General features: G+C 70.0%; 24 protein-coding genes. 10 read left to right on the forward strand and 14 right to left on the reverse strand.

Annotated features, from left to right (window positions below):
• Window positions 1-110: 110 nt before the first annotated feature.
• Entirely contained in the window at window positions 111-944 is an 834-nt protein-coding gene (locus KLO01_RS13645; protein WP_147066002.1) for a DMT family transporter, read from the reverse strand.
• A 70-nt stretch (window positions 945-1,014) separates the two neighbouring features.
• Between KLO01_RS13645 and KLO01_RS13650 the strand changes: the two genes are divergently transcribed.
• The 6 genes from KLO01_RS13650 (at window position 1,015) to KLO01_RS13675 (ending at window position 9,290) form a co-directional block, all read left to right on the forward strand.
• Complete coding sequence (locus tag KLO01_RS13650) at window positions 1,015-1,599, forward strand: DUF3000 domain-containing protein (RefSeq protein WP_147066004.1); 585 nt, start codon at window positions 1,015-1,017, stop codon at window positions 1,597-1,599.
• A complete protein-coding gene (locus tag KLO01_RS13655) occupies window positions 1,599-2,903 on the forward strand; it encodes an HRDC domain-containing protein (RefSeq protein ID WP_147066005.1) in 1,305 nt (434 codons plus the stop codon). Before KLO01_RS13650 ends, KLO01_RS13655 begins: the two co-directional genes overlap by 1 nt.
• Window positions 2,904-3,146: 243 nt before the next feature.
• Complete coding sequence (locus tag KLO01_RS13660) at window positions 3,147-4,358, forward strand: thiolase family protein (protein WP_147066007.1); 1,212 nt, start codon at window positions 3,147-3,149, stop codon at window positions 4,356-4,358.
• Window position 4,359: 1 nt separating this feature from the next.
• The gene (locus KLO01_RS13665; RefSeq protein WP_147066009.1) at window positions 4,360-6,498 is read left to right on the forward strand and encodes a 3-hydroxyacyl-CoA dehydrogenase NAD-binding domain-containing protein; all 2,139 of its coding nucleotides are present in this window, start codon (window positions 4,360-4,362) and stop codon (window positions 6,496-6,498) included.
• A 109-nt stretch (window positions 6,499-6,607) separates the two neighbouring features.
• On the forward strand, window positions 6,608-8,143 hold the full coding sequence (locus KLO01_RS13670; protein WP_147066011.1) for a helix-turn-helix domain-containing protein: 1,536 nt from the start codon (window positions 6,608-6,610) through the stop codon (window positions 8,141-8,143).
• Window positions 8,144-8,150: 7 nt separating this feature from the next.
• Window positions 8,151-9,290: a class I SAM-dependent methyltransferase gene (locus tag KLO01_RS13675; protein ID WP_246136214.1), complete on the forward strand. Its 1,140-nt coding sequence runs from the start codon at window positions 8,151-8,153 to the stop codon at window positions 9,288-9,290.
• Between the two features lie 6 nt (window positions 9,291-9,296).
• Here the strand turns inward: KLO01_RS13675 and KLO01_RS13680 are convergent, their stop codons facing one another.
• From KLO01_RS13680 to KLO01_RS13705, 6 genes are all read right to left on the reverse strand, one after another.
• On the reverse strand, window positions 9,297-10,046 hold the full coding sequence (locus KLO01_RS13680; RefSeq protein WP_147066015.1) for a 3-hydroxybutyrate dehydrogenase: 750 nt from the start codon (window positions 10,044-10,046) through the stop codon (window positions 9,297-9,299).
• A complete protein-coding gene (locus KLO01_RS13685; protein ID WP_147066017.1) occupies window positions 10,039-11,070 on the reverse strand; it encodes a branched-chain amino acid ABC transporter permease in 1,032 nt (343 codons plus the stop codon). The genes KLO01_RS13680 and KLO01_RS13685 overlap by 8 nt, the downstream gene beginning before the upstream one ends.
• Window positions 11,067-11,936, reverse strand: coding sequence for a branched-chain amino acid ABC transporter permease (locus tag KLO01_RS13690; RefSeq protein ID WP_147066019.1), 870 nt, complete (start codon window positions 11,934-11,936; stop codon window positions 11,067-11,069). Before KLO01_RS13690 ends, KLO01_RS13685 begins: the two co-directional genes overlap by 4 nt.
• Before the next feature lie 50 nt (window positions 11,937-11,986).
• Complete coding sequence (locus KLO01_RS13695) at window positions 11,987-13,237, reverse strand: ABC transporter substrate-binding protein (RefSeq protein WP_222611980.1); 1,251 nt, start codon at window positions 13,235-13,237, stop codon at window positions 11,987-11,989.
• 163 nt (window positions 13,238-13,400) lie between these two features.
• Window positions 13,401-14,153, reverse strand: a complete 753-nt coding sequence (locus KLO01_RS13700) for an ABC transporter ATP-binding protein (protein WP_222611981.1) — start codon at window positions 14,151-14,153, stop codon at window positions 13,401-13,403.
• Window positions 14,146-14,961, reverse strand: coding sequence for an ABC transporter ATP-binding protein (locus KLO01_RS13705; protein ID WP_246136215.1), 816 nt, complete (start codon window positions 14,959-14,961; stop codon window positions 14,146-14,148). Before KLO01_RS13705 ends, KLO01_RS13700 begins: the two co-directional genes overlap by 8 nt.
• A 163-nt stretch (window positions 14,962-15,124) precedes the next feature.
• Here KLO01_RS13705 and KLO01_RS13710 point away from each other — a divergent pair, with 163 nt between their 5' ends.
• Complete coding sequence (locus KLO01_RS13710; RefSeq protein WP_147066023.1) at window positions 15,125-16,984, forward strand: helix-turn-helix domain-containing protein; 1,860 nt, start codon at window positions 15,125-15,127, stop codon at window positions 16,982-16,984.
• On the opposite strand, the gene KLO01_RS13715 is transcribed toward KLO01_RS13710, so the two are convergent.
• The 3 genes from KLO01_RS13715 to KLO01_RS13725 form a co-directional block, all read right to left on the reverse strand.
• Window positions 16,966-17,892 (reverse strand): alpha/beta hydrolase, encoded by a 927-nt coding sequence (locus KLO01_RS13715; protein ID WP_147066025.1) that lies wholly within the window; start codon window positions 17,890-17,892, stop codon window positions 16,966-16,968. The two genes, KLO01_RS13710 and KLO01_RS13715, sit on opposite strands and share 19 nt — an antisense overlap.
• A gap of 302 nt (window positions 17,893-18,194) precedes the next feature.
• Window positions 18,195-18,566: a hypothetical protein gene (locus KLO01_RS13720; protein ID WP_186828052.1), complete on the reverse strand. Its 372-nt coding sequence runs from the start codon at window positions 18,564-18,566 to the stop codon at window positions 18,195-18,197.
• A gap of 200 nt (window positions 18,567-18,766) precedes the next feature.
• Complete coding sequence (locus KLO01_RS13725; protein WP_147066029.1) at window positions 18,767-18,991, reverse strand: hypothetical protein; 225 nt, start codon at window positions 18,989-18,991, stop codon at window positions 18,767-18,769.
• Between the two features lie 154 nt (window positions 18,992-19,145).
• On the opposite strand from KLO01_RS13725, the gene KLO01_RS13730 reads away from it, so the two are divergent.
• The 3 genes from KLO01_RS13730 to KLO01_RS13740 all read left to right on the forward strand — a co-directional run bounded on the left by KLO01_RS13730 (window position 19,146) and on the right by KLO01_RS13740 (window position 20,849).
• Window positions 19,146-19,733 (forward strand): hypothetical protein, encoded by a 588-nt coding sequence (locus KLO01_RS13730; RefSeq protein ID WP_186828053.1) that lies wholly within the window; start codon window positions 19,146-19,148, stop codon window positions 19,731-19,733.
• A gap of 29 nt (window positions 19,734-19,762) precedes the next feature.
• Window positions 19,763-20,137, forward strand: a complete 375-nt coding sequence (locus tag KLO01_RS13735) for a hypothetical protein (protein WP_147066032.1) — start codon at window positions 19,763-19,765, stop codon at window positions 20,135-20,137.
• 112 nt (window positions 20,138-20,249) lie between these two features.
• A complete protein-coding gene (locus KLO01_RS13740) occupies window positions 20,250-20,849 on the forward strand; it encodes a DUF4274 domain-containing protein (RefSeq protein ID WP_186828054.1) in 600 nt (199 codons plus the stop codon).
• Window positions 20,850-20,896: 47 nt separating this feature from the next.
• Here the strand turns inward: KLO01_RS13740 and KLO01_RS13745 are convergent, their stop codons facing one another.
• From KLO01_RS13745 to KLO01_RS17220, 4 genes are all read right to left on the reverse strand, one after another.
• On the reverse strand, window positions 20,897-21,535 hold the full coding sequence (locus KLO01_RS13745) for a DUF1345 domain-containing protein (protein ID WP_147066036.1): 639 nt from the start codon (window positions 21,533-21,535) through the stop codon (window positions 20,897-20,899).
• A 74-nt stretch (window positions 21,536-21,609) separates the two neighbouring features.
• Window positions 21,610-21,984, reverse strand: coding sequence for a hypothetical protein (locus KLO01_RS13750; protein WP_147066038.1), 375 nt, complete (start codon window positions 21,982-21,984; stop codon window positions 21,610-21,612).
• Window positions 21,985-22,083: 99 nt separating this feature from the next.
• The gene (locus KLO01_RS17215) at window positions 22,084-22,236 is read right to left on the reverse strand and encodes a hypothetical protein (protein ID WP_186828055.1); all 153 of its coding nucleotides are present in this window, start codon (window positions 22,234-22,236) and stop codon (window positions 22,084-22,086) included.
• An 89-nt stretch (window positions 22,237-22,325) separates the two neighbouring features.
• Window positions 22,326-22,502: a hypothetical protein gene (locus KLO01_RS17220; RefSeq protein ID WP_186828056.1), complete on the reverse strand. Its 177-nt coding sequence runs from the start codon at window positions 22,500-22,502 to the stop codon at window positions 22,326-22,328.
• Window positions 22,503-22,555 lie beyond the last annotated feature (53 nt).

A 22,555-nucleotide genomic window follows, 5' to 3' on the forward strand; every position in this document is an offset into this window, starting at 1 on the left:
CCCCACGGCGAGGCGTCACCCCACACATCACCCCGACTGATGGCCCCACGACGAGGCGACACCCCACATGGGCCCTCGCCCTAGGGCAATCAGTGGGGGGACAGAAGGGGTCAGAGGGAGATCACGGCGGCGCCCGCGAGCGCGCAGAGCACACCGACCTGTTGGATCCGGCGCAACCGCTCCCCCAGCACGAGCCGGGCGAGCAGGATCGTCGCGACCGGGTAGAGCGAGCCGAGCACCGCCGCGATGCTCACCTGTCCACGCGACGACGCGGTGGCGAAGAGGGCGTTCGCGAGCAGGTCCGCGAAGCCGATGAGGGCGAGCTGCGGGAGGTCGCGTCGAGACGTGCCACCGACGGACCGCAGCAGGAGCGCGGCGATGACGAACATCGTCACCGAGGTGGCGCGCATCCCCCAGAGCGCCATGAGCAGGGACTCACGCGCGGCACGGTCCAGGGAGAACAGCGCGGTGCCGAAGCAGACCGCCGCGACACCGGCGAGCAGCACCGGCCTCGGGGACACGGCCCCGGACAGCTCGGGTCCCGAGGCCAGGACGATGCCGACGACCGCGACGAGGATGCCGAGCCACACCCACGGCGTGGGGGTCTCCCCCGACGCGACACCGAGCACGACGGGGACGACGACGCCCATCGAGGCGATGGGCGCGACGACACCCATGGTCCCGCTGGCGAGCGCGGTGTAGAACGCGACGAGCCCACTCGCGCCCGCGGTGCCGGCGAGCATCGCCCAGCCCAACCACGCCCCCCACTCCGGCGGGTGACCCAGCCCGAGGCGGACGAGCACGATCGTCGACAGCAGGACGAACGCCAGCCCCTGCGTCACACCGACCACGGCGATCGCCGGCAGCCGCTTCGCGACGAGCCCGCCGAAGAAGTCCGACGTGCCCCACACCGCCGAGGACGCGAGGGCGAGGAGGGAGAGCACCAACGCAGCCTAGGCCCACGTCGGCGTGGCCTTCCCCGCGAAACCCGGCCTCCCGGCATACCCTCATGGGGTGGCAACCCGCTCCCTTCCCGGCCGCGAGTCCCCGGAGTTCACCGCGGCGCTCGAGGCCCTGAGGCACGTCCGGCTGCGTCCGGAGGTCCGGATCACCGAGGTGCCCGCACCCCAGCGCATCGCTCCGTATGCCGTCGCGCTCACCGCCGACGTGCTCGGCTCCGCCGGCGACGACGAGGAGCTCGCATCCGGTCGGTTCGTCCTCCTGCACGACCCGTCGGCGCCCGAGCCGTGGGGTGGCGAGTGGCGCGCGGTGACGTTCGCCCGCGCCGAGCTCGAGCCGGAGCTCGCCGCCGACCCCCTCCTCGGTGAGGTGGGCTGGACCTGGCTCGTCGACGCCCTCGCGGGTCGCGGGGTCGAGGCGACGGCCGAGGCCGGCACCGTGACGCGGGTCGTGAGCCAGAGCTTCGCCGGGCTGTCCGACCGCCCGGCCAGCGTCGAGATGGAGGTCCGCGCGTCGTGGACCCCGATCGGTCCCGACGCCGGCACCCACCTGCTGGCGTGGTCAGACCTCCTCTGCACGATCGCGGGTCTCCCCCCGCTGCCCGAGGGTGTCGTGGCCCTCCCCGGGCCCCGGCGCTGATGGGCCCCGACTCCACCGGGCCCGACGACACGGGCTCGTCCGACGTCGTCGACGCGTCCGACGTCGTCGACGCGACCGACGCCGAGGCGCAGCCGCCTGCTCCCCAGTCCCCGCCGCCGATCCCGCTCGACGAGCCGGCCGAGGGTGTGCCCCACGTCGTCGAGACCGAGCGCGGCCTGAGCGAGGCGGCCGCCGCCATCGCCGCCGGTGAGGGTCCCGTCGCCGTCGACGCCGAGCGCGCGTCGGGCTACCGCTACGGCCAGCGCGCCTACCTCGTCCAGGTGCGGCGCGAGGGCTCGGGCACATGGCTCATCGACCCCATCGCCTGCCCCGACCTCAGCCCGCTCGACGACGCGATCGGACGCGCCGAGTGGATCCTGCACGCCGCGACCCAGGACCTCGCCTGCCTCGCCGAGGTGGGCCTGCGCCCGCGCCAGCTCTTCGACACCGAGCTCGCCGCACGCCTGCTCGGCCTCCCCCGCGTCGGGCTCGCCGCCGTGGTCGAGCACTACCTTGGTCTCGCCCTGGCCAAGGAGCACTCGGCCGTCGACTGGTCGACCCGCCCCCTGCCCGAGCCGTGGCTGCGCTACGCCGCGCTCGACGTCGAGGTCCTCACCGAGCTGCGCAACCTCATGGGTGTCGACCTCGCCCGTCAGGACAAGTCCGAGTGGGCACGTCAGGAGTTCGAGTCGCTGCTGTCGTGGAAGCCGACCGAGAAGGTCGACCCCTGGCGGCGCACCAGCGGCATGAACACCATCCGCAGCCGCCGCGGCATCGCCGTCGTGCGCGAGCTCTGGTTCACCCGCGACGACATCGCCCAGGACCGCGACACCTCGCCCGGCCGGGTGCTGCCCGACGCCGGGCTCATCTCGATCGCCGCCGCCGCGCCGACCTCGGTGTCGGACCTGCCGAGCGGTCACCGCGCCATCAACCGCTACGGCCGCCAGTGGGTCGCAGCTGTCAAGCGCGCCGAGGCCATCGACGAGGCCGACCTGCCTCAGCGCACCCTGCGCTCCGACGGCCCGCCGCCCGCACGCTCTTGGGCCGACAAGGACCCGGTGGCCGCGGCCCGGCTGACGGACGCGCGAGCCGAGCTCACGGCATACGCCGAGCAGCACGAGATCCCCGTCGAGAACGTCTGCTCGCCCGACCCCCTGCGCCGGGTCCTGTGGCGACCGCCGACCACGCCGGACGCCGACGGCTTCACCGAGGCCCTGCTCGGGCTCGGTGTGCGCCAGTGGCAGGCCGACATCGTCGCGCCGATGCTCGCCCGGGCCGTCGAGGCCCACCCCGACGCCGACTGACGCCGCGACTGATTGCCCGTGTGGGACGCCGAGCGCCTGCGAGGTGTCCCACACGGGCAATCAGTCGCGCACCGGCCTGGCTGCGTCTGCGGAAGTGGTGGCTCTAGCAACCGAAGTCGCAGACGCACGTGGCCCGGACCCGTGAGGTGACGGCTCTCACGGCCGACCGGCATACCCGACTAAGCGGGCGCTTAGTAGCCTGAGCGGAGCACCACCGACATCTCCGACCAGAGAGGCCCCACCGTGCCCCGCACCCTGAATGAGGTCGTCTTCGTCGACGGCGTGCGTACGCCGTTCGGCAAAGCCGGCGAGAAGGGCATGTACGCCCAGACCCGCGCCGACGACCTCGTCATCCGCTGCATCCGCGAGCTGCTCAACAGGAACCCCCAGCTCCCCAAGGACCGCGTCGAGGAGGTCGCCATCGCCGCGACCACCCAGACCGGCGACCAGGGCCTCACGCTCGGCCGCCTCGCCGCCCTGCTCTCCGGCCTGCCCAACACGACCCCGGGCTACTCCGTCGACCGCATGTGCGCCGGCGCGATGACCGCGGTGACCAACGTCGCGAGCTCGATCGGCTTCGGCGCCTACGACATCGCCATCGCCGGCGGCGTCGAGCACATGGGCCGCCACCCCATGGGTGAGGGCATCGACCCCAACCCGCGCCTCCTCGCCGAGAAGCTCGTCGACCAGTCCGCGCTCTCGATGGGCAACACCGCCGAGAACCTCCACGACCGGTTCCCGCAGCTCACCAAGGAGCGTTCCGACGCGTATGCCGTGGGCAGCCAGACCAAGCTCGCGAAGGCCTACGAGGCGGGCAAGATCCAACCCGACCTCGTGCCGATGGCGACCCGCCACTCCGAGCGCGGCGCCGGTCTGGCCACCAAGGACGAGCCGCCGCGCCCCGGCACCACCGTCGAGGAGCTCGCCGGGCTCAAGACCCCGTTCCGTCCGCACGGCGCCGTGACCGCGGGCAACGCCGCGGGTCTCAACGACGGCGCGACCGCGTGCATCCTCGCCTCCGAGACCGCCGCCGAGGAGCTCGGCCTCCCGGTGAAGATGCGACTCGTGACCTACGGCTTCGTCGGCGTGGAGCCCGAGGTCATGGGCATCGGCCCGGTCCCCGCCACCGAGAAGGCCCTGGCCAAGGCCGGGCTCACCATCGAGGACATCGGGCTGTTCGAGCTCAACGAGGCGTTCGCCGTGCAGGTGCTCGCCTTCCTCGACCACTTCGGCATCGCCGACGACGACCCGCGCGTCAACGAGTACGGCGGCGCCATCGCCACCGGCCACCCACTCGCCTCCTCCGGCGTGCGCCTCATGACCCAGCTCGCGCGCCAGTTCGAGGAGCACCCGGAGGTCCGCTACGGGCTCACCGCGATGTGCATCGGCATCGGCATGGGTGGCTCCGTCATCTGGGAGAACCCGCACCACGCCGACTACGGGAAGGACGCCTGACATGGCCGACACCACCACTCTCGACGCACCGGCGTCCGCCGAGCGCGCACCGCGGGGCGAGGTCGTCACCCGCGCCCTCGTCCAGGACGTCGCCCTCGCCGGAGACGCCGGGATCCTCGCCCTCATCACGCTCGACAACGGCTTCGACCACACCAAGCCCAACACCTTCGGCCCCGAGGGCATCGCCGGCCTCCACGCCGCCGTCGACACCCTCCGCCAGCGCGCCGAGGCCGGCGAGATCCAGGCGGTCGGCATCACCGGCAAGCCGTTCATCTTCGCCGTCGGCGCCGACCTCTCCGGCGTCCCCACGGTGAGCAGCCGCGACCAGGCGCTGGAGATCGCCCGGGCCGGCCACGCCGCGTTCGCCGCGATCATGGACCTGCCCGTCCCGACGTTCGCGTTCGTCAACGGTGCCGCCATGGGGGGCGGCGTCGAGGTCGCGCTCTCCTGCGACTACCGGACGATCAGCGCCGGCGTCCCGGCCATCGCCCTGCCCGAGACGTTCCTCGGGCTCGTGCCGGGCTGGGGTGGGTGCTACCTGCTCCCCAACCTCGTCGGCCCCGCCAACGCGCTCAAGGTCATCATCGAGAACCCGATGAACACCAACCGCATGCTCTCGGGCCCCGCCGCCGCGAAGCTGGGTCTCGGTGACGTGCTCCTCGAGCCGGCCGACTTCCTCGAGGAGTCGATCGCGTGGGCCGCCCGCGTCATCTCCGGTGAGACCACCGTCGAGCGCCCCGAGGTCTCGCGCGACGAGGCCGAGTGGGCAGCGGCCCTCAAGGCGGCCAAGGGACTCGTCCTGGCCAAGACCGCCGGCCGCTCCCCCGGCCCTCTGCGCGCCCTCGCGCTCGTCGAGGCGGCGCGCACCGCCACCCGTGACGAGGCCTTCGCCGCCGAGGACGAGGCGCTGGCCGACCTCCTCATGAGCGACGAGCTGCGCGCCGGGCTCTACTCGTTCGACCTCGTGCAGAAGCGCGCCAAGCGCCCCGCCGGCGCACCCGACAAGGCCCTGGCCCGCAAGGTCACCAAGGTGGGCGTCGTCGGCGCCGGCCTCATGGCCAGCCAGCTCGCCCTGCTCTTCGCCCGCAACCTCAGGGTGCCGGTCGTCATGACCGACCTCGACGAGGAGCGCGTGGCCAAGGGCGTCTCCTGGGTCCACGGCGAGATCGCCAAGAGCCTCGAGGCCGGCAAGATCGGGCGGGACCGAGCCAACCACCTCACCGGGCTCGTCACCGGCTCGACCTCCAAGGACGGCTTCGCCGACGCCGACCTCGTCATCGAGGCCGTCTTCGAGGAGATGTCGGTCAAGAAGCAGGTGTGGGCCGAGGTCGAGGCCGTCGTCTCGCCCGAGTGCGTCCTCGCCTCCAACACGAGCTCGCTGTCGATCACCGAGATGGCGGCCGACCTCCAGCACCCCGAGCGCGTCGTCGGCCTGCACTTCTTCAACCCCGTCGCCGTCATGCCGCTGCTCGAGATCATCCCCGGCGAGCGGACCGACGACGCGGCGCTCGCCACGGCGTTCGCCACCGGCAAGGGCCTGAAGAAGACGACGATCCTCGTCAAGGACTCGGCGTCGTTCATCGTCAACCGTCTCCTGGGCCGCTTCATGGGCGAGTTCAGCCGGATCGTCGACGAGGGCACGCCCGTGCCCGTCGCCGAGAAGGCGGTGGCCGGTCTCGCGCCGATGCCGCCGTTCGTGCTGCTCGGCCTCGTGGGCCCGGCCATCGCGCTGCACAACAGCGAGACGCTGCACGGGGCCTTCGGTGACCGCTTCCACGTCTCGCCGAACCTGCGGAAGATCGTCGAGATGGGCAAGCCGGGCTACTACCAGCTCGTCGACGGCCGCCCGGTCGTCGACCCCGAGGTCGAGGCGGCCCACATCGCCCCCGAGAACCCCGTCGAGCTCGACGTCGCCGAGGTCCGCGAGCGGATCCTGTCGGTCCTCGCCGAGGAGGTCGGGCTCATGCTCCAGGAGGGCGTGGCGCAGGCTCCGATGGACATCGACCTCGCGCTCATCACGGGTGCCGGCTTCCAGTTCTGGAACGGTGGCATCACCCCCCTGCTCGACCGTGAGGGCATCTCCGAGAAGGTGCTCGGGCGACGCCTCCTGCCGGCCGGAGTGGCCAGCGTCCCGGCCTGACGACGCGAGGTGGGCGGACGGCATACCTGACCTGCTGGTATGCCGTCCGCCCACCTCCGACAGGCCCCTCTGGCTTGCGTTATCTCATATCTGACATACGCTGGATTGCATGACTGAGTCCAGCTACCTCACTCGAATCGGGACCCTCATCCGGGACGCCCGGCGCCACCAGGGCCTCACCCAGCACGAGCTCGCCGACAAGCTCGGCACGAGCCAGAGCGCGGTCGCCCGCATCGAGCAGGGACGCCAGAACCTCAGCCTCGAGATGCTCGCCCGCGTCGGCGAGACCCTCGGCAGCGAGTTCGTCTCCCTCGGCCACAGCGGCCCCCAGCACCTGCGGATCGTCGGCGGCGCCAAGCTGTCCGGCTCGATCCCCGTCAAGACCTCCAAGAACGCCGCCGTCGGCCTCCTCTGCGCCGCCCTGCTCAACAAGGGCCGCACGACGCTGCGCAACCTCGCGCGCATCGAGGAGGTCAACCGGATCATCGAGGTGCTCACCTCGATGGGCGTCAAGGTCCGCTGGCTCGAGGGCACGAGCGACCTCGAGATCATCCCGCCGGCGACCCTCGACCTCGCGTCGATCGACGTGGCCGCGGCCCGTCGCACCCGCACGGTCATCATGTTCCTCGGCCCGCTGCTGCACCAGTTCGACTCGTTCTCGCTGCCCTACGCCGGTGGCTGCGACCTCGGCACCCGCACGGTCGAGCCGCACCTCATGACCCTCCAGTCGTTCGGCCTCGACGTCGCCGCGACGCACGGCTTCTACGAGGCCAAGGTCGACAAGAACACGCGCCCCGAGAAGGCCATCGTCCTCACCGAGCGTGGCGACACCGTCACCGAGAACGTCCTCTTCGCCGCCGCCCTCCACCCGGGCACCACGGTGATCCGCAACGCCTCGTCGAACTACATGGTCCAGGACGTCTGCTTCTTCCTCCAGCGCCTCGGCGTCGACGTGCAGGGCATCGGCACGACGACGCTCACCGTCACCGGGTGCGAGTCGATCGACGTCGACGTCGACTACTCCCCCAGCGAGGACCCGATCGAGGCCATGAGCCTCATCGCCGCGGCCGTCGTCACGGAGTCCTCGATCACCATCGAGCGCGCGCCGATCGAGTTCCTCGAGATCGAGCTCGCGACCCTCGACGGCATGGGTCTGCAGTACGAGCTCTCCGACGAGTACCTCGCCAAGAACGGCCACACCCGGCTGGCCGACATCACGATCCTGCCGAGCCAGCTCACGGCCCCGATCGACAAGATCGCGCCGATGCCCTTCCCCGGCCTCAACATCGACAACCTGCCGTTCTTCGCGCTCATCGCGGCGTGCGCCGAGGGCACGACGATGATCCACGACTGGGTCTACGAGAACCGTGCGATCTACCTCACCGAGCTCACCAAGGTCGGCGCCCAGGTCCAGCTGCTCGACCCGCACCGCGTCATGATCACCGGCCGCACCGCCAAGTGGCGTCCGGCCGAGGTCATGTGCCCGCCGGCGCTGCGCCCCGGTGTCGTCGTGCTCCTCGCGATGCTCGCCGCCAACGGCACCTCGGTGCTGCGCAACGTCTATGTCATCAACCGCGGCTACGAAGACCTCGCCGAGCGTCTCAACGCCCTGGGCGCCACCATCGAGATCTTCCGCGACATCTGACCCCGCGTTGAGCGACTCCACCGAGATCGACTTCAGCGACCTGCGCCGCTGGCCCGACGTCGAGGCGAGCAACCTCCAGGCGTGGGACGCGACCGACCGCCTCGTCCTCGACGAGGCCGGTCCGCTGCCCGGCGGGCCCGACGACGTCGTCGTCATCGGCGACACCCACGGGGCGCTGACGCTCGGAGCGCTCGAGCGCGGCGCCTCGCGGGTGCGCGTGCACCAGGACGGCGTCCTGGGCGAGCGTGCGCTCGTCGCGAACGCCCAGCGTCGTGGTCTCGGCCACGACGGATCCGGTATGCCGTTCGCCCACCACCGTCTCGACGCCTCCCTGGTCGCGGGGGCGCGGCTCGTCCTGCTGCAGCTCCCCCGCTCGCTCGACGAGCTCGACGAGATCGCCCAGCTCGTCGCGGCGCACGCCGACCCGGAGGTCCGCGTCGTCGCCGGTGGTCGCGTCAAGCACATGACACGGGCGATGAACGACGTTCTCGCACAGTCGTTCCAGCAGGTGCAGGCGAGCCTGGCCCGGCAGAAGTCGCGGGTGCTGCACGCCTCCGCTCCGCGCGAGGGTGTGGCCCTGACCTGGCCGCGCCGTGAGCGTCACGACGACGCCGGCCTGACCGTCGTCGCCCACGGCGGCGTGTTCGCGGGGACCGGCATCGACATCGGCACCCGCCTGCTCCTCGAGCAGATCCCGTCGATGCCGCAGGCCGAGCGCGCCATCGACCTGGCCAGCGGCACCGGCGTCGTCGCCGCGGCGCTCGCCCTGGCCCGGCCGGGTCTGCACGTCCTGGCCACCGACCAGTCCGCCGCCGCGGTGGCGTCGACCCGCGAGACCGCGGCCGCCAACGGGGTGGGCGACCGGGTCGAGGCCCTGCGTGCCGACGGGCTCGAGACGGTCGCCTCGGCCTCGGCCCGGCTCATCGTCCTCAACCCGCCGTTCCACATCGGCGCCGCCGTCCACACCGGGCTCGCCGAGCGGCTGTTCACCGACGCCGCCCGCGCCCTCGAGCCGCGTGGCGAGCTGTGGTGCGTCTGGAACTCGTCGCTGGGCTACCGCCCGATCCTCGACAGGGTCATCGGCTCGACCCGGCAGGTCCAGCGCACGAGCAAGTTCACCGTGACGTCGAGCCGCCGCCGCGCCTGACCGGGCTCAGTGCGCGGTCCAGCCGCCGTCCATCGTGAACGAGCTGCCCGTGATCGAGTCCGATGACGGGCCGCAGAGGAACGCGGCGAGGTCGGCGACCTCGTCCGGCTCGATGAGCCGCTTGACGGCGACCGGCGTGAGCATGACCTTCTCGAGCACGTCGGACTCCGGTATGCCGTGTGCCGCGGCCTGGTCGGCCACCTGCTTCTCGACGAGCGGGGTACGCACGTAGGCCGGGTTGATGCAGTTGCTCGTGACGCCCTTGTCGCCGGACTCCAGCGCCACGACCTTGCTCAGCCCCTCGAGGCCGTGCTTGGCGGCGACATAGGCCGCCTTGTAGGCACTCGCGCGCAGCCCGTGCACTGACGAGACGTTGACGACGCGACCCCAGCCCCCGGCATACATGTGAGGAAGGCAGGCACGCACGAGCCGGAACGGTGAGAGCAGCATGATCCGGTGGATCCGCTCGAACTCCTCGACCGGGAACTCGTGGACGGGTGCGACGTGCTGGATGCCCGCGTTGTTGACGAGGACGTCGACGTCGGTGGGCAGCTGCTCGTGCGCGCCGAGGTCGGACAGGTCGACCACCCACGGGATGACGCGGTCGCTGCCGACGCGCGCGACCAGCTCGTCGAGCGCCGCACCGTCGATGTCGACGGCGTGGACCTTCGCCCCGGAGGAGGCGAACCGCTCGACGACCGCCGCGCCGATGCCGCTGCCGGCCCCCGTGACGAGGGCGGTGCGACCGTCAAGCATCGCGTCGACCCGAGGACGTGCGGCTGGCGCGCAGCCGGGCGATGAGGTCGGCGCCCGTGCCCCAGATGCCCTTGCGGAAGAGCAGGACGATGAGCACGAAGATCGTGCCGGTGATGATGCCGATGCCGTTGAAGCCCGACGACGCGAGCTGGTCCTCGAGGAGGACGACGACGGCGGCGCCGAGCGGCCCACCCCAGAGCGTGCCGATACCACCGAGGACGGTGATGAGCACGACCTTGCCGGACGTCTGCCAGATGAGCTCCTGCAGCGACGCGAAGCCGTGGCTCACCGAGAAGACGCCGCCGGCCAGTCCCGCGATGCCCGCGGAGATGACGAACACCATGATCTTGTAGCGCTCGACGTCGTAGCCGAGGGCACGGGCGCGCGCAGGGTTGTCACGGATGGCGAGCAGGACGCGGCCGAACGGCGACGACACCGTGCGCCAGGCCGCGAAGGCCCCGAGCAGGATGAGCGGCAGTGCGGCGTAGTAGAAGTAGAACGGGTCGGTCTCGACGAGCTCGATCCCGAAGAACGACTTCGGGATGCCCTGGAGGCCGTTCTCGCCGCCGGTGATGTCCCGCGCCTGGTTGGCGAGGAAGAAGAGCATCTGTGCGAAGGCCAGCGTGACCATCGCGAAGTAGATGCCCGTGCGCCGCACCGCGAGGTAGCCGGTCGGGATGGCGAGCAGCATGGCGACGAGGGCGCCACCGAGGACGGCGACCGGGAAGGGCAGGCCCAGCCGGATCGCGATGAGACCGGTGACGTAGGCCGACGTGCCCCAGAAGGCTGCGTGGCCGAAGCTCAGCAGGCCGGTGAAGCCGAGGAGCAGGTCGACCGAGATGGCGAACAGGCCCCACGCGAGGATGTCCATCGCCACCGGCGGGTAGATGTACCAGGGCAGGGCGAGCACGACGAGCAGCGCGAGGACGAGCAGCCCGGCCCGCACGAACGGGTTGAGCTTGCGGTCGGGTGCTGCCGACGCCGCGGTCTCGACGCGCGTGGTGTCGGTGAGCTGGGCGCTCATGAGGCCTCCTCGCGGCCGAAGAGTCCCGCCGGGCGGACGAGGACGACCGCTGCCATGAGGACGAAGATGAGGACCTGCGCGAAGGACGGTGCGTAGGCCTGGCCGTACGCCTCGACGAGCCCGACGAGGAACCCGGCGACGACCGCGCCGAGGATCGAGCCGAGCCCGCCGATGACGACGACGGCGAACAGGATGATGATGAAGTTGCTGCCCATGTCGGCGGTGATGGCGCGGAACGGAGCCGCGAGGACCCCCGCCACACCGGCCAGGGCGATGCCGAAGCCGAACACCGGCGTGACCCAGCGCCCCACGTTGATGCCGAGGGCACGGGTGCGCTCGGCGTCCTCGGTGGAGGCGCGCACGATCATGCCGATCCGCGTCTTCGTGAGCAGCAGCCACACGGCCACGCAGAGCACCACCGAGAAGAACGCCGCGAACAGCTGGTAGCTCGACAGGCTCAACCCGCCCAGGTTGATCCGCCCCTCGAGCCCGGCCGGCAGCTGGTACGGCAGCCCGGAGACGCCGTAGCGGCGCTTGACCAGGTCGACGATGAGCAGCGTGAGGCCGAACGTCAGGAGGAAGTTGTAGAGCGGGTCGAGCCCGAGGAGCCATCGCACGAGCAGTCGCTCGACGAGGATCCCGAAGAGGAACAGCAGGATGGGCACGATGACGAGCGCACCCCAGAACGGCACGTCGGCGACGTCGAGGAGCACGGCCGAACCGACGGCACCGAGCATGTACATGGCGCCGTGGCTGAAGTTGACCACCCCCATGACGCCGAAGATGACGGCCAGCCCCAGGGCGGCGAGGGCGTAGAAACCGCCCGTCGCCAGACCCTGCAGCGTGTACTGGATGAATGCACTCATCGCCTACCTCTGATGACCTCTAGGAGTTCCGGTTCGGTGGAGTCCGTGGCTCACATGGAGCAGCCGGACTCCGCCTCCGGCTTGAAGGCCTCCGCTGCGGGGATGGTGGCGACGATCTTCTCGTAGTCCCACTCCTCCTTGACCTCGGACTGCGGCTTGACCTCGGCGAGGTAGACGTCGTGGATGACGCGGTGGTCGCCCTTGCGGACCTCGCCGTTGCGCAGGAAGACGTCGTTGATCTTCTTGCCCTCGAGCTTGGCGACGACGTCGTCACCGGTGTCGGAGCCGGCCTCCTGGACGGCCTCGAGGTAGTTGAAGGCCGCCGAGTAGTTCGCGGCGTGCGCGAACGACGGACGGGTCTTCGTCTTCTCCTGGAACTTGTCGGCCCACTTGCGGTTCTGCTCGTCGAAGTTCCAGTACCAGGCGTCGGTGAAGGTCACGCCCTTGAACTGGTCGGCGCCGAGGCTGTGGATGTCGGTGATGAACATGAGGCCCACGGCGAGCTTGATCTGGTCGCTGATGCCGGCCTGGTTGTACTGCTTGACGAAGTTGATGAGGTCACCACCGGCGTGCATGGTGCCGATGACGTTCGGGTTCCCCGTCGCGGCCTTGGTGATGTAGGTGGCGAAGTTGTCGTTCGGGAACGGCGTCGGGATCTTCTGGCCGACGGTGCCGCCGGCGGCGGTGACCTGGCCGTCGAACGACTTGGTCATGTCCTGGCCGAAGGCGTAGTCGGGGTAGACGACGTTCCAGTTCTTGCCACCGTTCTTGGTGAGAGTGGCGCCGGTGCCGTGCGCGAGCATGTAGGTGTCGTAGGCCCAGTGGAACGTGTACTTGTTGCACTGCGCACCGGTGAGGGCGGTCGTGCCGGCACCGATGTTGATGTAGACCTTCTTCTTCGTCTTGGCCTGCGTCGCGACGGCGAGGGCCGCGGACGAGGTCGGGACGTCGAGGATGATGTCGGCCTTCTGGCGGTCGTACAGCTCCTGCGCCTTGGTGTTGGCGATGTCGGGCTTGTTCTGGTGGTCGGCGGTGACGACCTCGATGTTCTTGGAGACCGCGTCGTCCTTGTGCTTGGCCTTCCAGTCCTCGACGGCCATCTTCACGGCCTCGACCGAGTTGGGGCCGGAGAGGTCCTTGTAGACACCGGACTGGTCGTTGAGCACGGCGAGGACGATCTTGTCGTCGCTGATCTTGCCGCTGGCCGTGGACGGGCCGCCGCCGGCGCTGCCGCAGGCGGTGAGCAGGAGACCGGAGCCGGCCACCATGGCCGCGAGGGTGGTCATTCTGGTGTGTCGCATGTTCCCCTCCTGGGGTGTGTATGCCGTGCCCGGCGGTCTGTGTTGTCGTGCGGTTGTCGTGTGGTGCGGCCTGCCGCAGGGGTACGGCGCCGCGGGGTGTGGTGTGAGCTGGTGCGCGGATGCGCAGCTGCGTGAAGGTGCGCGGAGGTGCGCGGACTCGGGGCTACATACCGAGGTGCTGGAGCAGCTCCTTGGTGCGGGAGCGGAACTCGTCGTTGGGGAGGCTCTCGACGATCTCCCCCTGGGCGAGCAGGTTGTGGCGGTCGGCCACGGTGCCCGCGAAGCTGACGTTCTGCTCGACGAGCAGCACCGCCACGCCCTGGCTCTTGATGTCGCGGATGATCTCGCCGATCTTGTTGACGATGACGGGGGCGAGGCCCTCGCTCGGCTCGTCGAGCAGGAGCAGGCGCGAGCCCGCCCGCAGCGGCCGGGCCATGGCGAGCATCTGCTGCTCACCGCCGGAGAGCTTGGTCCCGGGGAAGTCGCGTCGCTCGCGCAGCACCGGGAAGTGCTCGTAGATCCGGTCCAGGCTCCACGCGGCGTCCTTGTCGACGACGGGCGGGAGGCTGAGGTTCTCGGCGACGGTGAGGGTGGCGTAGATGCCGCGGTCGTCGGGCACCCAGCCGAGGCCGGCGCGGGCGCGCTTGTCGGCGGACCTGCCGTCGAGGGTGGCGCCGTCGAAGGTCACCGAGCCACGGACGTTCCTGTGCAGGCCCATGATCGAGCGCAGCAGCGTCGTCTTGCCGGCGCCGTTGCGGCCGACGAGGGTGACGACCTCTCCGGGTGCGACGTCGAGCGAGACGTCGCGCAGGGCCTGGGCCTCACCGTGGAAGGCCGAGAGCTTCTCGACCGTGAGCAGGGGTGCGGTCGTGGTCGCCGACGACGTCGTGGTCGTCGTGGTCGTCTGCTCAGCCATGGTCGCCTCCCGCGTCCCCGAGGTATGCCGTGATGACCCGCTCGTCGTTCCTGACCTCGTCGTAGGTGCCCTCGGCGAGCACCTCGCCGGACTGGAGCACGGTGACGCTGTCGGCCAGCGAGCCGACGACGTGCATGTTGTGGTCGACGAAGACGACGGTCCGTCCCTGCGACGCCTTCTTGACCAGGGCGATGGTGCGGTCGACGTCCTCGAGCCCCATGCCGGCGGTCGGCTCGTCGAGGAGCAGCAGGCTGGGGTCGTTGGCCAGGGCGAGCGAGATCTCGAGGGCGCGCTTCTGCCCGTAGGCGAGCGAGCCGGCGGTGACGCCGCTGCGGTCGGCGAGGCCGACCTCGTCGAGGAGCTCCATGCCCCGCGCCTTGAAGCGGCTGAGCTGCTTGCGCGAGGACCAGAACCGGTAGCCGAGGCCGGTCGGCGAGGCCAGGGCCAGCTCGAGGTGCTCGAGGAGCGTCATCTGCTCGAACAGGCTCGTGATCTGGAACGAGCGGGCGACGCCCATGTGGGCGATCTGCTCGGGCTGCTTGCCGGCGATGTCGTCGCCGCGCAGCAGGATCTGGCCGGAGGTCGGCGAGAGGAAGCCGGTGAGGAGGTTGAACAGCGTCGTCTTGCCGGCGCCGTTGGGGCCGACGAGGGCGTGGATCATGCCCTCGGCGACGTCGAGGTTGACCGCGTTGACGGCGGTGAACCCGCGGAAGTCCTTCGTGAGGTCGACCGTCCTGAGCATGGTCGTCCCGGACGTGGACACGGCCGTCGCCGTCGTAGACGCGGACGTCGATGCGCGTGGACTCACCAGCACCTCCTTGTGCTCCGCACCGCAGAAGTTCTGCAGGCGGTGAGGCATCACCCTAGGGCGGGGCTCGTGCCGACCGCATGGGGTCCCCCACCACTGTCTTGCCAGGGTCATGGCTCGCCGCACCATGCACCGTGCGCAACGGGCCCCTAGGATCGGCGACATGCACGACGACGTGGATGCAGGAACCCGCCTGCTCGAGCTGCTCGCCGGAGGAGCCTCGGCGGCCGACCTCGCCGCCCTCGACGTGGACCCGCACGCCCGCGACCTGGCCCTGCGGATCGCCGGCGCCTTCGACGTCCAGCGTCGCCGCGAGCAGCAGCTCGCCGCCCTCGTCGACACCGCCGGCGAGCTCGCGTCGATGAGCGACCCCTCTGTCGTGCTCGACGCGATCGTGCGCCGGGCCCGGGCGCTCATGGGCACCGACGTCGCCTACCTCACGCTCTACGACCCCGCCCACGAGGACACCTACATGCGGGCCACCGCCGGCTCGGTGTCCGCCCAGTTCCAGGTCGTCCGGCTCGACTTCGGCGCCGGGCTCGGTGGTCTCGTCGCGCAGTCGCGCAAGCCGTACTGGACCGCCGACTACTTCGACGACGCCCGGTTCAAGCACACGCACTCGATCGACGGCGCCGTCGGCGACGAGGGGCTCGTCGCCATCTGCGGCACTCCGCTCATCGTCAAGGACGAGTTCGTCGGCGTGCTCTTCGCCTCGAACCGCACGCCGCGGCCCTTCACCCACGACGAGGTGGCCCTCCTCGGCTCGCTCGCGGCGCTCGCGGCGGTGACCATCGTCCAGGTGCGTGCCGTCGAGGAGTCCTCGCGCACGCTCGCCGCGCTCTCCGAGGCGACCGAGAGCGTGAGCCGGTATGCCGCGGGGATCGAGCGTGCTGCCGCGGCCCACGACCGCTTCGCCGAGATCGTCCTCGAGGGTGGCGGCGTCGACGACCTCACGCAGTCGCTCTCCCAGCTCCTCGGCGGATGGGCCCTGCTGCTCGACGACGACGGGGTGCCGCGCAGCGTGGCCGGCGAGACTCCCCCGACCGGTGACGCGCTGCACGCGCTGGCCGCCGAGGTCGTCGAACGCGCCGACGGGGTGCGTCTCTCCCGTCTCGACGGCGACGTCTGGGCGATCGGCATCACCGCGACGGGCGAGCCCATCGGCTACCTCGCCATCGGCGACGTCTCGACGATGGACGACTCCGACGAGCGGACCGTCGAGCGGGCCGCGGTCGTCACGGCGCTCGTGCTGCTCGGTGAGCGCAACCGCGCCGAGGCCCGTCAGCAGCAGCGCACCGACCTCGTGGCCGGCCTGGTCGGTGGGCACGGCGACGCCGGTGTCCTCGTGCCGGCTGCACGCTCGGCCGGCCTCGACCTGCGTGAGCCCACCTGCCTGCTCGCCGTGAGGCGCGACGACGGCGGACCTGCCCGCTCCCTCGTCCTCGCGGTCAACGCGGCCCTTGGAGGTCAGGCGCTCGTCGGTGAGGTTGACGGTCACGTCATCACCCTCGTCGCTGGTGACGAACCCGGCTCTCTCGCAGGCGAGCTCGCGACTCGACTCTCCCGCAGCCACTCCGTGACGGTCGGTGCGGCAGGACCCGTGGTCGAGTCCGACGGAGCGGTCCTCGCCGGTCTCGCGGCGGCTCACACCGAGGCGGTGCGGACGGCCGAGGCCCTCGTCGCGCTGGGCCGTCGCGGCGACGGCGCGTCCGCTGCGGACCTGGGGTTCGCGGGACTCATCGTGGGCACCCGACCCGAGGTCACGGCATACGTCGACTCGGTGCTCGGGTCGCTCGTCGACTACGACGACGCGCGCGGCACCGACCTGGTCGGGACGCTCGAGGCGTACTTCCTCGCCGGCTCCAGCCCACGGCACGCGGCGACGAGCCTGCACGTGCACACCAACACCGTCGCCCAACGGCTCGAGCGGATCACGCGGCTCGTCGGCGACGGCTGGCAGTCACCCGAGCGGGCGCTCGAGCTGCAGCTCGCGCTGCGGCTGCGTCACCTCGTCGCGAGCTGACGGTCGACGGCGTCCGCGAGGCACGTGATGGCGGACGCCTCGAGGATGACCGAGTAGTGGTTCGAGTCCGGGACCGGCGTCGTCCGCAGCCCTGTCGGGAGCTGGAGCGCGCGCAGGCGGGCCGGGTCGTAGAGGCCTTGGGGTTCGTCGAGGAGGCCGCGCTGCGCCCAGAGCAGCTCGGTGTCGACTCCCTGCTCGACCGCGCGGTGGACGGCCGAGAGCGTGCCGGGGTCGGCGAGGACGTCGCGCCCGTCGGCCCGGACGGCGTCGAGCACACAGCTCGAGTGCCACCCGTCGCGGGACTCGACGAGGTCGTGGTCGAGGTATCGGCGCAGCCACAGCCCACCCGGCCCGGCGAGCAGCGGCCCGACCGCGGGGTGACGTCGCCAGAACGCGAGGTGGTCGTCGGGTGAGTCGAACACCATCGACAACCGCGTCATGGCCGGCCCGATGACCGCGGTGAGCGCGGCGTCGACGTCACGACTGGCGGGGGCGGGGAAGCCGAGGCCACCGTCGACGAGGACGAGCCCGCGGTAGCGCTCAGGGTCCTTGGCGGCAGCCGAGGCGGCGACGAACGCACCCATCGAATGTCCGACGAGGACGGGGTGGCCGCCGAAGGCCGAGGCAATGGCGGAGGTGTCTGCGGCGTGCGCGGCGATGCCATAGGGGCCCGGCACACCGCTGCTCGCGGCGCGACCGCGCAGGTCGGGTGCGAGGACACGGATGCTGCCGACGCCGTGCCGGCGGACGAGCTCATCGGCCAGGGCCTGCCAGGCGAGGCCGTTGGCCGTGACCCCGTGCAGCGCGAGGACGACCGGCACGTCGGCGCGGGAGGCGCCCGGGGTCAGGTCGTGCACCGCCAGGGTGCCGGTGTCCACCTCCACGGTGAAGGCCGGGTCGACTCGCACTGGCTCACCTCCGCGTCCCGGGCCGGCTCGGGCGCCGCCCCCGGCGAGCACCGTATGCCGCCCACTCCCCTGCGCTCATGGGTCCCGGCCCCACATCCCAACCAGAGGTGTGTGTCTCGCCTCCCTGCCTGCGTCGAGGCTCACGGTGAGGTGCCCGACGGCCGCTCAGTGGCGCGGTTGGGTTGTTGGTGCTCAATTGCAGCGGCGGCTTGCCGTGTCAACGTTCGAGGACGTGGTCGAACAAAGACCTGCCGCCTGTTCGCGACGAGCCCGTCACAACGCTGTGCAGCGCAGTCCGCGAATCAAATGCGGGTTGAAATTCCGTAGTCGCAGCTGCCCACGCGGTTCCAACTGCTGTTGTAGAAACACACTTCGATCCGACCTGTAGCCCGACCCTCAGGCTCCGGAGAGTACCAAGACCCAGAGCCACCGTCGCTGATGGTCTTGGTCGAGTAGGTGTAGAAGCCCGAACCTGCCTGGGACCATTGAAGCTTTGCCACCACGTGATAGCCATCCTTGGCATCTGTGATGTTCCAGTAGTTGCTGTTGGTGTTGAACGCACCCCCACCACCCCATTTGCCTGACGGTGCAAAATAGGAGCCGGTGAAGCTGCTCGCGGCAAAGGCCGGAGTTGCAGTGACCACGACCCCGAATGCCACCAAGGATGAGGTCATGAGGCCAACTCTGCGCGCGCGGAAGAAGTGCATTGATTTCTCCTGACGGAAGTCTCTGCGTTGCTGTCCCCCGACCTCAAAACGTCAAGAGGCTGCCTGATCGGGTCAACGTACTCCCCTCAGTCGTTGACGGTCAAAGGTTTGTTGCACATGCGGGCGGGCCGTCCATTGATTGACCGATTCGCCGGATGGGAGCGCGTTTAGAACCAGTCGCCTCGCCACGGATCGGGCCGAGGCATCTCCGGCTGAATGCGATCGCTGATGGTGAGCAACGTCGGCCCGATCACCTCACCGGCGTAGTCGGGCGCTTCGACCTCCTCAGTCAGCACCCCCCCGAGAGTCACGAGCCTCTCAAGCGTCATTGGAGAAGAATGACCCATCAATGCGAGCTCCTGCCGCGCGGCGTAACTGTCATCGGCACGCATTGAGGAAATATGCGGTCAAGGCGCCGAACCGTCGACATACTTCTGTTCAGTCATGTGAGTCGGCGAGGCCATGTGGTCGTGCCGGGGCAAGGGGAGGTATGGCCATGGCTTCAGGACTGGCATCCATCTCAGGGCGTCAAGGCAGGATGCCGCTGTGATCGATCCGTCGCCTCCCCGCACTCTCCGCAGACTTGCCGTCTGCGGCGTAGCGCTACTCACACTGACGCCGGCCGCCATCTGGTGGGTCGGACATCAGGCCACTCTGCGGGTGAGCGCATCCACCGGCATCCCGCACTGCGAGGGCACCGAGGTGACCACGGTCACTGATCCGGAGAGCAACCTGGAGGAGGCGGCCATTCCGATGACCGACAAATTCGTGTGCACCCTCACGATCAAGGTGATGAACCACGGTCATCGAGAGGTGACGCTCCACCAGGTCACGGTCCCGGTCAGCGGGCCCGGTGCCGGTTCGAGCTTCCAGGTGACGCACATCGGGGATGTGGCAGTTCTTGGAAACGACGAAGTCGACGCCGTCTCCGAGATCTCTTCGTCGCTAGAGCCAGGTGCGGAGGAACTGCTCGACTTGCGGGTGGCCTTCCGAGAGTCAGGATGCACCTCTGAGGGCGCGTCTCAATGGGTCGCCCCAACCATCGAGGTCAATGACTTGCTCGCCTCCCACGACCTCACGATCGCCGACCTTCCACGATTCCTGGGCACCGCCGCCTCCTCATGCGATACCTGAGCGGGCGGGTGATCGCTACTCTCACCGGCATGAGTACGAGCACCTCCATACGGACCTGGCTGTTGCTGGCCGTCGTCGCCGTGATGGTTCAGGAGGCACTCACGGTCTACTCCGCTGAGCAAGGATTTCAGCATGCCTTCTGGGGCGGTATCTCGCTGTTTCTGCTTTATCGCGTGTATCGGGGCGGTGACGTGGCGCGCCGCATCTTCCTTGTTGTCTCCGTCATCGGAACCGGGGTGCTTCTCGGAGCACCATGGCGGTCAGGCGGTGCGGTGGACGTGGCTCGAGTCGCCTTGCTGTTTGTGTCTTACCTGGTCCAGTCGGGCGTGATGCTCGTTCCGGCCGTCAGGCACTGGACGCGGCAGCAACGGCAGGCGATGCCCTCTCCGGTCCCCGTCGGATAAGGGCCCGACAGTCCTCCGGCTCTGCCCCGGAGCTTCTGAAGTTGGCCTCGCGATTTCTCCCGCGAGAGCTTCGTGGGGCGGCATACTCCAGCCCCGAGAGAGGATCCATCCATTGTCCAGTTCCGCCGAGCGACCGAGTCGACAAGACCTGTTCGACCTCTTGACGACGAAGGACGCCGACTTCCTGTACTGCGTGGTCCGGGACTGGAACTGGGCTGATGGCACCTGGCTGCTGAAATGGGTCGCATCGCAGACTGCCTGCACCCGCGCCACGGCTCAGCTGATCTTCTGGACCTGCCAACCCGAGACGTTCCTGCCGACGTCCGCAGGCCGCGCGCAGCTCGACTCAGAGGAGTTCGATCTTGCCGACCTGGTGCTCCAGCGCTGGAAGGCCGGGTTGTACGCGTCCGACCCGCGCAACGTTGGTGACCGGCTGCGCACCGTCATCAGCGGTCGGCACCGGTTCCGCGCCGACGACGGGACCTGGTGTCGGCCGAACCAGGTCGGCTGGTTCCATCCAGCCAACCCGGTTCCGATGATGGAGTCCTACCGCGCGGCCGAGGCGCGCTGCGACCCATCCGCGGTTCCCTGGCAGGTGCCGGACGACCTCGGGCGTATCCAGAGGGACCGACGGCCCAGCTACACGGCATACGACGTCGAGAGCGTGCTGGACGAGTTCGCCCACCTCATCGAGGACGGGGAACGGGAATGAGTGAGCCGACATCGGGCCACTCGTGACGGCCGGTTAGCGGCAGGCAGTCAGTTCGCGCTGGCGAGTCCGACCACGAGGTTGATGGTGGCGGCGACGATCACGGTGCCGAACAGGTAGGAGAGCAGGGTGTGCCGCAGCACGAGGCGTCGCACCTCGGGGGTCTTGAGCGCGGTGTCCGAGACCTGGTAGGTCATCCCGAGGGTGAACGACAGGTATGCGAAGTCGGAGAGGCGCGGCGGGTCGTCGGAGTTGAAGTCGATACAGCCGGGCTCGTTGACCAGGTAGTGGCGGGCGTAGCGCAGGACGTAGGTCGTGTGCAGGGCCAACCAGCCCGCAGCCACGGCGAGGACGCTGAGGAGCCCTTCGAACCCGCGACTCGAGGCAGGGCCCCCGCTGCCGTCACCGAGCAGCATGAGCCCCACAGCCCCCAGGCTCGCGAGGGCGGCGATGACCACGATGACATCGGTCTCGGTGCGCCCACCCTCGGCGCCCTCGAGCGCCCCGGCCGTCGCCGACGCGTCGAGGCGGAAGGCCATGCGGAGCACGGGGACGCAGAAGGCGAGGGCGCCCACGACCCAGCCCACAAGCAGGTGGGCGGGCCACTGCGCACCCGCCGGCAGAGGCACCAGCAGGCCCACGAGAAGGAGCGCTCCGGCCACGGCCAGATGGATCCGGGTGCGTCTCACGAGGCCACGTTAGGCCTTGGTGCACCCGCGCGCCGGGACCTGGACCGGAGTCGGGTCAGGCCACGTCCCGACGATCATCGGTCGACGCTCCACGACGCGCCTGAGGGCGGCCCTCCGTCGTCGATGATCGAGCGCACTGCTGCGACGGCATCGGCAAGAGGGATGGTGTCCGAGTCCTCGTAGGTGTCCACCTGTCCGTTCTCGAGGACGTACCCGTCGCTGGAGCCGGCCGCACCCGGCGACACGGCGTGCTCGCCGGCATCTCCCGCACCATCCATCAGCACGACCATCGCGCGGACGCCGTTGGACACGACGGTCAGGAGCCGCCCGCGGTCACTCTGGAAGTACGTCGTCAGCCGGCCACCGTCGACGTGTGCGGAGACGAGAGCCGCGGCTTCGGTTCCGTCGAGGGTGCGCTCGTCGTCGAGCATGCTCCACGTCTCGCCCATGGGCCGAGGCTACCGAGGCGTGCACCCGATTGGTCGAGTCCCAGCATTCGACTGCCGGAGCCGACGCGAGAGTCGCGCCGAGTCCGGGCAAGGTTCAGCTCAGGGACGCAGGAGGAGCGTGACCGCGACGAAGAGCACCAGCACCACTGCCGCCTGCAGATGGTCGCGGACCGGATGGGTCGGGTGCTCGTCGAGGTCCAGCCCGCACATCATCCCCAAGCGGGGCGGTGCAGCAGGTGAGGGAGCAGCCATGGCGACCTCCGGTCCTGACGCCGTGTGGCGTCGTCACTCCAAGGCTACGGCTGTCCGTCGGGCGACATGCCGAATGCGGATCATCCGCTTCAGCGCTTGCGACGTCCGAACCAGTCGAGGATGAGCTGGGCGACGCGCATCACCTGGCTCGGGTCGCCGCCCCCCGACACCGCATGAGTGCCGAGGAATTCGGCGTTGGGATCGCGGCGCGGTCGCTCGTAGTCGGCGTTCGACTGCCCCGGCAGTCGCTTCTCTGGTCCTGGCATGACGTCCCCCTCGATGTCGTGGCTGCGAGCCTAGGCGCCACGGGACCGCCTCG

Origin of the sequence: Knoellia locipacati, assembly GCF_007992835.1 — a bacterium.
Classification (GTDB): Bacteria; Actinomycetota; Actinomycetes; order Actinomycetales; family Dermatophilaceae; genus Knoellia; species Knoellia locipacati.